Origin of the sequence: Actinomadura rubrisoli (assembly GCF_004349215.1) — a bacterium.
Lineage (GTDB): Bacteria > Actinomycetota > Actinomycetes > Streptosporangiales > Streptosporangiaceae > Spirillospora > Spirillospora rubrisoli.
In genome coordinates this window covers 1-9967 of record NZ_SMKU01000346.1, presented here as the reverse complement: position 1 = coordinate 9967, position 9967 = coordinate 1, and the positions used below count along the sequence as shown (strand labels likewise).

10 protein-coding genes, 1 tRNA gene and 1 pseudogene are annotated in these 9967 nt (G+C 69.5%); 1 reads left to right on the top strand and 11 read right to left on the bottom strand.

What is annotated here, in order from left to right; translation table 11 throughout:
• From E1298_RS38800 to E1298_RS38755, 10 genes are all read right to left on the bottom strand, one after another.
• On the bottom strand, positions 1-879 hold an 879-nt coding region (locus E1298_RS38800; protein WP_131902377.1), incomplete at its 3' end, for an ABC transporter ATP-binding protein.
• Positions 880-1438: 559 nt separating this feature from the next.
• Positions 1439-1825: a 50S ribosomal protein L7/L12 gene (rplL, locus tag E1298_RS38795; protein WP_131902376.1), complete on the bottom strand. Its 387-nt coding sequence runs from the start codon at positions 1823-1825 to the stop codon at positions 1439-1441.
• A 57-nt stretch (positions 1826-1882) separates the two neighbouring features.
• The gene (gene rplJ, locus E1298_RS38790) at positions 1883-2458 is read right to left on the bottom strand and encodes a 50S ribosomal protein L10 (protein WP_131902375.1); all 576 of its coding nucleotides are present in this window, start codon (positions 2456-2458) and stop codon (positions 1883-1885) included.
• Positions 2459-2776: 318 nt separating this feature from the next.
• Positions 2777-3670: an SCO4651 family lipoprotein gene (locus E1298_RS38785; protein WP_131902374.1), complete on the bottom strand. Its 894-nt coding sequence runs from the start codon at positions 3668-3670 to the stop codon at positions 2777-2779.
• Positions 3671-3805: 135 nt separating this feature from the next.
• Positions 3806-4666: an SCO4651 family lipoprotein gene (locus E1298_RS38780; RefSeq protein WP_243726072.1), complete on the bottom strand. Its 861-nt coding sequence runs from the start codon at positions 4664-4666 to the stop codon at positions 3806-3808.
• A 270-nt stretch (positions 4667-4936) separates the two neighbouring features.
• Entirely contained in the window at positions 4937-5653 is a 717-nt protein-coding gene (gene rplA / locus E1298_RS38775; protein WP_131902373.1) for a 50S ribosomal protein L1, read from the bottom strand.
• A 58-nt stretch (positions 5654-5711) separates the two neighbouring features.
• A complete protein-coding gene (gene rplK / locus E1298_RS38770) occupies positions 5712-6143 on the bottom strand; it encodes a 50S ribosomal protein L11 (RefSeq protein WP_131902372.1) in 432 nt (143 codons plus the stop codon).
• A 128-nt stretch (positions 6144-6271) separates the two neighbouring features.
• A complete protein-coding gene (nusG, locus tag E1298_RS38765; protein ID WP_341770686.1) occupies positions 6272-7219 on the bottom strand; it encodes a transcription termination/antitermination protein NusG in 948 nt (315 codons plus the stop codon).
• 77 nt (positions 7220-7296) lie between these two features.
• The gene (gene secE, locus E1298_RS38760) at positions 7297-7545 is read right to left on the bottom strand and encodes a preprotein translocase subunit SecE (protein ID WP_131902371.1); all 249 of its coding nucleotides are present in this window, start codon (positions 7543-7545) and stop codon (positions 7297-7299) included.
• 125 nt (positions 7546-7670) lie between these two features.
• Positions 7671-7743: transfer RNA gene (locus tag E1298_RS38755), tRNA-Trp, on the bottom strand.
• A gap of 269 nt (positions 7744-8012) precedes the next feature.
• On the opposite strand from E1298_RS38755, the gene E1298_RS38750 reads away from it, so the two are divergent.
• Positions 8013-9224 carry a pyridoxal phosphate-dependent aminotransferase gene (locus tag E1298_RS38750; protein WP_131902370.1) on the top strand — a complete coding sequence of 404 codons (1212 nt, stop codon included), beginning with the start codon at positions 8013-8015 and terminating at the stop codon, positions 9222-9224.
• A 255-nt stretch (positions 9225-9479) separates the two neighbouring features.
• Here the strand turns inward: E1298_RS38750 and E1298_RS38740 are convergent.
• A pseudogene (locus E1298_RS38740) lies at positions 9480-9967 on the bottom strand (hypothetical protein); the annotation flags it as partial.

Genomic DNA, 9967 nt, shown 5'->3' with positions numbered 1-9967 from the left:
GGGGGCGTGCTGGGCGGGGCGGATGCGGCCGTCGCTGGCCATCAGCTGCGGCGGGATCGGGGGCAGCTTGCCGGGGTCGTGGCCCTGCTTGGCCTCGGCCTCCAGCTCGGACAGGTCCTTCTCCTCCGACATCCCGATCGGCCCGACCTTGCGGGCGTTCAGGAACTGCCGGACGACCGGCTCCTCGCTGGACAGCAGCATCTCGCGCGGCCCGAACATCACCAGTTCGCGCAGGAACAGCAGGCCGATGTTGTCCGGGACGGTCCGGGCGGTGTTGATGTCGTGGGTGACGATCAGGAACGTCGCGCCGATCTCGGCGTTCAGGTCCACGATCGTCTGGTTCAGGTAGGCCGTGCGGACGGGGTCGAGGCCGGAGTCCGGCTCGTCCACCAGCAGGATCTCGGGGTCCAGGACGAGCGCGCGGGCCAGACCGGCGCGCTTTTTCATCCCGCCGGAGATCTCGCCGGGCAGCTTCTTCTCGGCGCCGACGAGCCCGACCAGGTCGAGCTTCTCCATGACGATCCGCTTGACCTCGGACTCGGACTTCTTGGTGTGCTCGCGCAGCGGGAAGGCGACGTTGTCGTACAGGTTCATCGAGCCGAAGAGCGCGCCGTCCTGGAAGAGGACGCCGAAGAGCTTGCGGGTGTCGTAGAGCTTGGACTCCGGCAGGTACGGCAGGTCCCGGTCGCCGACCCAGATGTGGCCGCGGTCGGGCTTGAGCAGGCCGACCAGGGACTTCAGGAAGACGGACTTGCCGGTTCCGGACGGGCCCAGGAGAACGGAGATCTCTCCCGCGGGCAGTGTCAGCGACACGTCCTGCCAGATGGTCTGGCGGCCGAAGGACTTCGTCAGGCCCTCGACTCTGATCTCGACGCCCACTCGTCACCTTTCGTCCAGGCCGGGGGGATCCCGAACCAATGAGCGAGTAGCACTCAGGCTCTTTCTCTCGTCACACCGTGTGGTCACCTTGTTGCTACCGTCCGGTAGCCGGGGGTGTCACTACCGTAGCGGCCCGCCGTCGAAATGGAAGGGGGTTCGGTCCCAGATCAGCGGCAAAATGCGACGTCGTAAGACAATCGTTACTTACGGCGCCTATGAGGCTAGTGGTCCAAGAACGAGCACCTCAAGCGAGGGTGGACGGACCGCCAGGACGGACGATCGGGGAGTGGGCCGCCTGGTGTGACCACAGCGTCAGGACGGGACGCTACGCCCCGCACCCGAAACCGCACAACCCGTCCCGGCGCACGCTTTCCACCGCGCGTTTGTCACTCCAGCACAGAAAAACCGGCCGCGCGGACACCCCGGCCGCTCACCGGACGACCGCCCGTGACGCCGCGCCTACCAGGCATAACGCAAAGGAGGCGGCCACCCCGCGATGGGGTGGCCGCCTCCTGGAGAGCGGTGGAGCCGTTCCGGCTCCGGAGCTCCGGAGCCGTCCTTACTTGACGGTGACCGACGCGCCGGCCTTCTCCAGGGCCTCCTTGGCCTTGTCGGCGGCCTCCTTGTTGACCTTCTCCAGCAGGGCCTTCGGCGCGCTGTCGACCAGGTCCTTGGCCTCCTTGAGGCCGAGGCTCGTCAGCGCGCGGACCTCCTTGATGACCTGGATCTTCTTGTCGCCGGCGCCCTCAAGGATGACGTCGAACTCGTCCTGGACCGCGGCCTCCTCGACGGGCGCGGCCGGGCCGCCCGGGGCGGCGACGGCCGCGACGGGGGCGGCGGCCTTGACGTCGAAGACCTCTTCGAACTCCTTCACGAAGCCGGACAGCTCAAGAAGGGTCATCTCCTTGAACGCGTCGAGCAGCTCTGCGGTGCTGAGCTTCGCCATGATGTTTCCTCCGCTATGGCTTAAATCTGGGGTGTTTACGGGTATCGCGGGTGGTGCCTACTCGGCGGAGTCCTCGGCGGACGGCTCGCCGGCCGGCGCCTCGGCGGTCTCGCCGGCGGCCTCGCGCTTGACGCGCAGGGCCTCGGCCAGCTGGACGGCCTGAGTCGGCAGGGCGTTGAACAGGGCGGCCGCGTTGGCCATGGAGCCCTTCATCGCACCCGCCAGCTTCGCGAGGAGGACCTCGCGGGACTCAAGGTCCGCGAGCCTGGTGACCTCGGAGGCGTCCATCGACTGACCGTCGATGAAGCCGCCCTTGATCACCAGCAGCGGGTTGGCCTTGGCGAAGTCACGCAGGCCCTTGGCGGCCTCGACCACGTCGCCCTTGACGAACGCGATGGCCGACGGGCCTTCGAGCAGTTCACCGAACCGCTCGTCGACACCGGCCTCGCTCGCCGCGCGCTTGGTCAGCGTGTTCTTCACCACGGCGAACCTCGCGGTGTCGCCGAGGTTGGTGCGCAGCTCCTTGAGCTGCGCCACCGTGAGCCCGCGGTACTCGGTCAGCACGGCGCCGTTGGAGCTCTCGAACTCGCTCTTGAGCTCGGCGATCGCCGCGGCCTTCTCGGCCTTAGCCATGGGCCTCCTTCCGATTACCTGGGTGGTCGCGATCCTCACCCGTCCCCGAGGGACGGGCGTCGATCCACCAAAAAACGCCCCGGCGCAGGTGCACGGGGCGTCAGGCAGGGCACGGAGGCCAAGCGGGAAGCTCACGTCTCACCTGCGCAGGCCGCCCGAACTGGTCGGGCCCTTAGGTCACCTCGTGAGGGATGACGGCCGGCGGTCTTCGGCAAGGAACAGAGTACGTGCTGCACCCTCACTACACAAAATCGATTGAGCAGGGGGACCCCGCCGGTCGCGGCGCGGTCCCCCTGGTCGTCGTGGCGGTGGGCGGCGTCAGGTGCCGGTCCCGGTGCCGGGAGTGAGGCCGGTGCCGAGCTTCCTCATCATCTCGCCGAAGTCGGTGACCTGGTCGGCGGGCGGCGCGGTGATGTCCACCGGCCTCCCGAAGTCGTGGTAAGACATCGTCATCGTCATGCTGCCCGCGGACGTCTGCTGCGACTTCATGGCCATCTTGCGGGGCAGCTGCTGGTCGTCCACCCACAGGTCGAAGCCCATGGCGTCCATCCCGAGCTTGTCCAGGTTCTTGCGGTGCATCTGCTGCTGTTCGGCCGGGAGCTTGGCGATCGCGTCCTGCATGCGATAGGTGCCGGTGTAGTGCGTCGTCCGCACGCCGTTCACCGTCTCCTTGCCGACCTCGCGCACGTCCTTGGACGCCGTCAGCATCCGGGTGTTCTGGACGGGGTCCATCTGCCGCGACTGCTCCAGCATCTGGTCGATGTTCAGCCCCGACTGCTTGCCCAGCTCGTCCAGCGAGACCTTCAGCCAGGGCTTGGCCGAGGCGCTGCCGCCGAGTTGCGACAGCGCCGGCATCTTCATGTACATCGTGCGGCCCACCAGCACCTGCCTCATGCCCGGCATCGACTTGCCGGCGACCGACATCTGGGCGAAGTTCATGCTCCAGGCCAGGTCGGGCTTCGTCCGGTACTGGATGTCCCCGGTCATCGACACATCGCCCGTGGACGACCCGGACATCCGCATCGACAGGTCGGCCTTGAACGAGTCGGTCGACCCCGTCTTCTCCGCGGTCTTGCCCAGCACCTGCGCGGCGCTCAGCCGGATGTTCTTGCCGGCCTGGTCGACCTTGTTCCCGGCGTCCCCGAGACAGCCGGTGAGCGACACGGCGAGGCCGGCGGCCACCGCCGTGCCCGCGGTGAGGCGACGGATCATCTGAAAGTCTCCTTCGTCAGGGCTCACGGCCCCGGCGTTTCCATCCGGGCGTGAAGTGGGACGCAGAGGAGACTAGCGGGGTTCCGTTTGTCCCGGGGTGCCGGTTATGCAGGATTGCCGGTCATGCAGGATCGCTCAGTGCCCCCGTCCGAGGAACGAGCCGAGCGACAGCTCTCCCACCTGGTCCGACGGCGGCGGGTTCACGCCGAACGACTTGCCGTAGTCGCTGTAGAGGACCGTCACCGAGCCGCTGTCGCCGTCCGAGCTCGTCGCCTTGGACACGAGCTTGCGCGGCAGGTTCTCCCCGTCCGTCCACAGGTCGAAGTTGATCTTGCCGTTGGCGCGGTCCTTCGGCAGCCAGCGGCTCACCTTGTCGCGCGCCTGCGCGTCGAGGCGGTTCAGCGCCTCCTGCACGGTCACGGTGCCGGTGTAGTGCGTCGTCTTGACGCCGTCGACCGTCTCGGTGCCGACGCGGCGGGCGTCCTTGGAGCCGGTGAACATCTTGGTCTGCTCGGCCGGGTCCACCTTCTGCACCTGGTTCACGAGGTCCTGGACGTTGAGTCCGGTGCGCTGCGAAGCCTGGTTCACGTCGATCTTCACCCACGACTTGCCGCCGCTGACGAACTGGGCGAGCTGCGGGACCTTCGCGTACAGCGTGTTGCCGGTGAAGACCGCCTGGCCCTTGAGGCCGGGGACGGACTGCCCGCTTTGACTGAACTCGTCCAGCTTCGCGCTGAATTTCAGCGCCGGACGCAACTGGAACTGCCCGTTCGCGTGGACCTTGCCCCCGCCGCTGCCGGCCTCGGTCACCGTGAGGTCGGCCTTGAACCGGTCGGCCTGCCCCGTCTTCTGGGACGATTTCAGCAGCGCCTCGTTGGCGCTGAGCTTCATGTTCTCCGTCGTGCCCGAGCCCGACCCGTCTCCGTTGCACCCGGACAGGAGGAGCGCGGTGCCGACGGCGGTACCGCCGGCCGCCACCACGAGTCGTCGGTTCATGAGGGTTGAGCCTCCCTAGTCGCCTTGCTGATCTCCCCCAGTCTCGCCGGACGCTAACGGCACTACATCCCCCGGTGGTACGAATGGGGCGTACCGCGCTACGACCAAGGGCGTACCTCCGGCATGGCCATGAGGCAACGACGTTCTGGCCCGGGGCGCCTTCCCGTCCCGTCCTGACCGGAAACGACGACAGGGCGTCCCCTCGCGGGAACGCCCTGTCGTCGAGCCGACCGTGCGCCCGGCCTCATCGGCCGGGGCGAGGCCCGGTGATCAGTCCTCTTCGTACTCCGCGGTCAGGTTGCGGACCGCGTTCGGGTCCACCGGGATGCTCGGGCCCATCGAGGTGGTCAGTGCCGCCTTCTTGACGTAGCGGCCCTTCGCCGCCGACGGCTTGAGCCGCTGGATCTCCTCGACGGCCGCGGCGTAGTTCTCCACCAGCTGGCGCTCGTCGAAGGACGCCTTGCCGATGATGAAGTGCAGGTTCGCGTGCCGGTCGACCCGGAACTCGATCTTGCCGCCCTTGATGTCGGTCACGGCCTTCGCCACGTCCATGGTGACGGTGCCGGTCTTCGGGTTCGGCATCAGGCCGCGCGGGCCGAGCACCCGGCCGAGGCGGCCGACCTTGCCCATCTGGTCCGGCGTGGCCACGACCGCGTCGAAGTCCAGGAAGCCGCCCTGGATCCGCTCGATCATGTCGTCGGAGCCGACGATGTCGGCGCCGGCCTCGCGGGCCTCCTCCGCCTTGGCGCCGCCGGCGAAGACCAGCACGCGGGCGGTCTTGCCGGTGCCGTGCGGCAGGAGGACGGTGCCGCGCACCATCTGGTCGGCCTTGCGGGGGTCGACGCCGAGCCGCAGGGCGACCTCGACGGTCGCGTCGAACTTGGTGACCGCGGTCTCCTTGGCCAGCTTCACGGCCTCGACCGGGCTGTAGAACCGCTCGCGGTCGATCTTCTCGGCCGCGGTGCGGTATGCCTTGCTGCGCTTCATTCCGGTTCCTCCAATGGAACTTGTGGTACGGGCCGCGCAGGCCCTGCCACGGGTGGAGCTACTTGACCTCGATGCCCATCGAGCGGGCGGTGCCGGCGACGATCTTCTCGGCGGCGTCGAGGTCCTTGGCATTCAGGTCGGGCATCTTCGTCGTGGCGATCTCGCGGACCTGGTCGCGGGTGACCGAGCCGACCTTGGTCTTGTGCGGCTCGCCGCTGCCCTTCTCGACGCCCGCGGCCTTCAGGATGAGCTGAGCGGCCGGCGGGGTCTTGGTGACGAAGGAGAACGACCGGTCCTCGTAGATGGTGATCTCTACGGGGATGACGTTGCCGCGCTGGGACTCCGTGGCAGCGTTGTACTGCTTGCAGAAGTCCATGATGTTGACGCCGTGCGGACCGAGCGCGGTACCGACCGGCGGCGCCGGCGTCGCGGCGCCCGCGTTGAGCTGCACCTTGACGAGTGCGGCGACCTTCTTCTTCTTCGGAGGCATCTATACCCCTTTGTCCCTTTTGATGGTGGTTCCGACTCCCGGGCGACCGGGCAACACGGCGGGCGGGACGTCCTCCGCCGTGTAGGAACCGCTGGGACCCCGCCGTCCCGCGAGCGCGGGACGCGGGGTCAGATCTTGGAGACCTGGTTGAACGAGAGCTCGACCGGGGTCTCGCGGCCGAAGATCGACACCAGCACCTTGAGCTTCTGCTGCTCGGCGTTGATCTCGTTGACCGTGGCGGGCAGGGTGGCGAACGGGCCGTCCATGACGGTGACCGACTCGCCGACCTCGAAGTCGACGGTGGCGGCGACCTTGGCCTGCTCCTTGGCCTTGGTCACGCCCTCCTCCGGCTCGGGGGCCAGCAGGTTGGCGACCTCGTCCAGGCTCAGGGGGGACGGCTTGTTCAGCAGGCCGACGAACCCGGTCACGCCGGGGGTGTTGCGGACCGCGGCCCACGACTCGTCGGTGAGCTCCATGCGGACCAGGATGTAGCCCGGCAGGACCTTCTCGTTGACCTTCTGTCGCTTGCCGCCCTTGATCTCGGTCACCTCGTGCTGGGGGACCTCGATCTGGAAGATGAAGTCCTCCATGTTGAGGGTCTGGGTGCGGGTCTCGATGTTGGTCTTGACCCGGTTCTCGTACCCCGCGTAGGAGTGCACGACGTACCAGTCGCCCGGCTGGAGCCGCAGCTGCATCTTGAACTCGGCGTACGGGTCGACGGGCGGCTGGGGGACCTCGTCCTCGCCGGGCTCGCCGGACTCGTCGTCGCCGGTCTCAGCGGTCTCGCCGGACTCGTCGTCGCCGGTCTCGGCGGTGTCAGCGGTCTCGGCGGCGTCCACCGGCTCGGCGGGCTCCTCGCCCGCGACCGCGTCGGCGAGGTCGGCGGCACCCTCGGCGGGGTCGGCCGGCGGCTCGTCCTCGCCCTCGGTCTTCGTGTCCGCGGGCTCGGCCTCGCCGGCGGCGACGGCGGCCTCGGCCGTCTCATCGGCGGGCTCGGCCGGCTGGTCTGCCGCAGCAGCCGCAGCGGACTGGGCCTCTTCGATGGCCTCGTCGTAGGGCTGTGAGGACTCGGACACGGTGACTCTTTCTCTCGTACGGTCTGCGGTGATGGACTTGCTGCGGTGCGGCGGCGGCCGCCCGATGGGGCCGGGGCTCAGCCGAAGATCTCGTAGATCCCCTTCTGCAGGCCCCAGTCCACGCCGGACACGATCGCGACCATGACCAGCACGAACACCAGCGAGACGGTCGTGTAGGTGACGAGCTCCTTGCGCGTGGGCCAGATGACCTTGCGCAGCTCGGCGATGATCTGGCGCACGAAGAGCGCCGGGGTGGTCCGCTTGGAAACGGACTTGCCCTTGCCTTCGTCCTTCTCCGCGGCCTCGCCGCGCATCTCAGTCGCCATTGCCGCCGTTCACCTCATAGGTCGTGGTCCAACCACCCACGTGGTCATCGCGCAGGGGCCCGTACCGCGGGGTACCGCGGAGGCCACCGCGGCGCGGACGGCACGGGTGCGCGTACCGCACCTCGCAGGGCAGGAGGGACTCGAACCCCCAACCGCCGGTTTTGGAGACCGGAGCTCTACCAATTGAGCCACTGCCCTTCATCCTCCGGCTAAGGAGAACGCCCGGCCACGGGGCCGGATAGTGCCAGGGCACCAGCTTACGGCCTCTTGAGGACGTCCTTGCTCGGACAGGGGTCGCAGGCGGGTGACACGTCACTAGGACGGTGAGTCTACGGCCCCGAGGCCCCCGCGTCGAACCAGACCGCCGGAGATCCTTTCGGTGCCGCGACGCGGCCGCGGCGCGCCCCGTCCGACCGGCCCGGACCATATGGCTCGGCCTCCTCGCCCGGCTTCTGTAGCGTTGAGCCATGAGCATCGACCGTCCTCGCATCTCCAAGCGCATCGCCGCGATCTCCGAATCCGCCACGCTGGCCGTCGACGCCAAGGCCAAGGCGCTCAAGGCGGCGGGCCGCCCGGTCATCGGGTTCGGCGCGGGCGAGCCCGATTTCCCGACGCCCGGCTACATCGTCGAGGCGGCGGTGACCGCCTGCAGGGTCCCCCGGTTCCACAAGTACACCCCCGCCGGGGGCCTGCCGGAGCTGCGCGCCGCCATCGCCGAGAAGACCGCGCGCGACTCCGGCCTCAAGGCGGAGGCCGCGCAGGTCCTGGTGACCAACGGCGGCAAGCAGGCGGTGTACGAGGCGTTCGCGGCGCTGCTCGACCCGGGCGACGAGGTGCTCGTCCCGACGCCGTACTGGACGACCTACCCCGAGTCGATCAAGCTGGCGGGCGGCGTGCCCGTGGACGTGGTCGCCGACGAGACCACCGGCTACCGGGTGAGCGTCGAGCAGCTGGAGGCGGCCCGCACCGACCGGACGAAGGTGCTGCTGTTCGTCTCCCCGTCCAACCCGACGGGCTCGGTCTACACCCGCGACGAGATCGAGGCGATCGGCCGCTGGGCCGACGGGCACGGCCTCTGGGTGATCACCGACGAGATCTACGAGCACCTGGTGTACGGGGACGCCGAGTTCCACTCGATGCCCGTGGTGGTGCCGGAGCTGGCCGACCGCACCCTCGTCCTGAACGGCGTGGCCAAGACCTACGCGATGACGGGCTGGCGCGTGGGCTGGATGGTCGGCCCGGCGGACGTGGTGAAGGCCGCGGCGAACATGCAGTCGCACGCCACGTCCAACGTCGCGAACGTCTCGCAGGCCGCCGCGCTCGCCGCGGTGACCGGCGACCTGTCGGCGGTGGCCGAGATGCGCGCGGCGTTCGACCGGCGCCGCCAGACGATCGTCAGGATGCTCAACGACATCCCCGGCATGGTGTGCCCGGAGCCCGAGGGCGCGTTCTACGCCTACCCGTCGGTCAAGGGGCTGCTCGGCAAGGAGATCCGGGGGAAGCGGCCGCAGACGTCGGTGGAGCTGGCCTCGCTGATCCTGGAGGAGGCCGAGGTGGCGCTGGTGCCGGGCGAGGCGTTCGGTACCCCCGGCTACTTCCGCCTCTCCTACGCGCTGGGCGACGACGACATCGTCGAGGGCGTGTCGCGCGTCGGCAAGCTGCTCTCCGAGGCGGGCTGACCGAACGCGCCGCCAGGCGGGCCAGGCGCCCGCCCAGACGAACGGACGAACGGGACCGGCCCCGGGAACACCGCGTTCCCGGGGCCGGTCCTGTTTCGGAACGGGCCGCGGGGGTCCCGTCCTGTTCCACCTCGGCGGGGTTGTCGCGCGGCCGGCCCCTCTCCACCGCGCGGCCACCCCGCCGGAGCGGGGGCTGACCGTCCTGGGCGCGTCCTAAGACGTCGCGCAACAGAACGTGGATCCATAAGAAGCGCCCTAAGGGCGGACGCCCTCGGCGATGCGCATCAGCTGGTCCTTGGCGGAGCCGCCGCCCGCCTTCACGATCACCCCGAGGCCGGGCCGCGCCAGCCAGGAGATCTGGCGTCCGGCGTCGGGCCGGTCGGCGGTGAGCGCGGGCATGCCCCGGACGGACGTGCGGCCGGGGACGCCGGGCATCGGCGACAGGTCCTCGGGACCGAAGCCGTTCCCCCGCACGACGACGATCTCCACCCAGCCCGCGTTGCCGCGCCACTTGCACGTCGTCGTCTTGCGCCCTGCCCCGCCCGTGACGGCGCACGGCCCGCTCGCGGCGAGGCCGCCGGGAAGGAAGGTCACCCACCCGGGCAGGGACAGCAGGCCACCCGGTGCGCTGGGCCGGGACGTCCGTCCGCCGGGTCCGCCGGACGGGCGGGACCCATGCGGCTTGCCCGAGGGTCCCGCCCCGGGCGTCCCCTTGGGCGGCGGGGACACGGGGGCGCCCGGGG

Bases quoted from the DNA above. Each gene is read 5' to 3' on its own strand.
- rplL (WP_131902376.1), bottom strand. From the start codon at position 1,825: ATGGCGAAGCTCAGCACCGCAGAGCTGCTCGACGCGTTCAAGGAGATG.
- rplJ (WP_131902375.1), bottom strand. From the start codon at position 2,458: ATGGCTAAGGCCGAGAAGGCCGCGGCGATCGCCGAGCTCAAGAGCGAG.
- E1298_RS38785 (WP_131902374.1), bottom strand. From the start codon at position 3,670: ATGATCCGTCGCCTCACCGCGGGCACGGCGGTGGCCGCCGGCCTCGCC.
- E1298_RS38780 (WP_243726072.1), bottom strand. From the start codon at position 4,666: ATGAACCGACGACTCGTGGTGGCGGCCGGCGGTACCGCCGTCGGCACC.
- rplA (WP_131902373.1), bottom strand. From the start codon at position 5,653: ATGAAGCGCAGCAAGGCATACCGCACCGCGGCCGAGAAGATCGACCGC.
- rplK (WP_131902372.1), bottom strand. From the start codon at position 6,143: ATGCCTCCGAAGAAGAAGAAGGTCGCCGCACTCGTCAAGGTGCAGCTC.
- secE (WP_131902371.1), bottom strand. From the start codon at position 7,545: ATGGCGACTGAGATGCGCGGCGAGGCCGCGGAGAAGGACGAAGGCAAG.
- E1298_RS38750 (WP_131902370.1), top strand. From the start codon at position 8,013: ATGAGCATCGACCGTCCTCGCATCTCCAAGCGCATCGCCGCGATCTCC.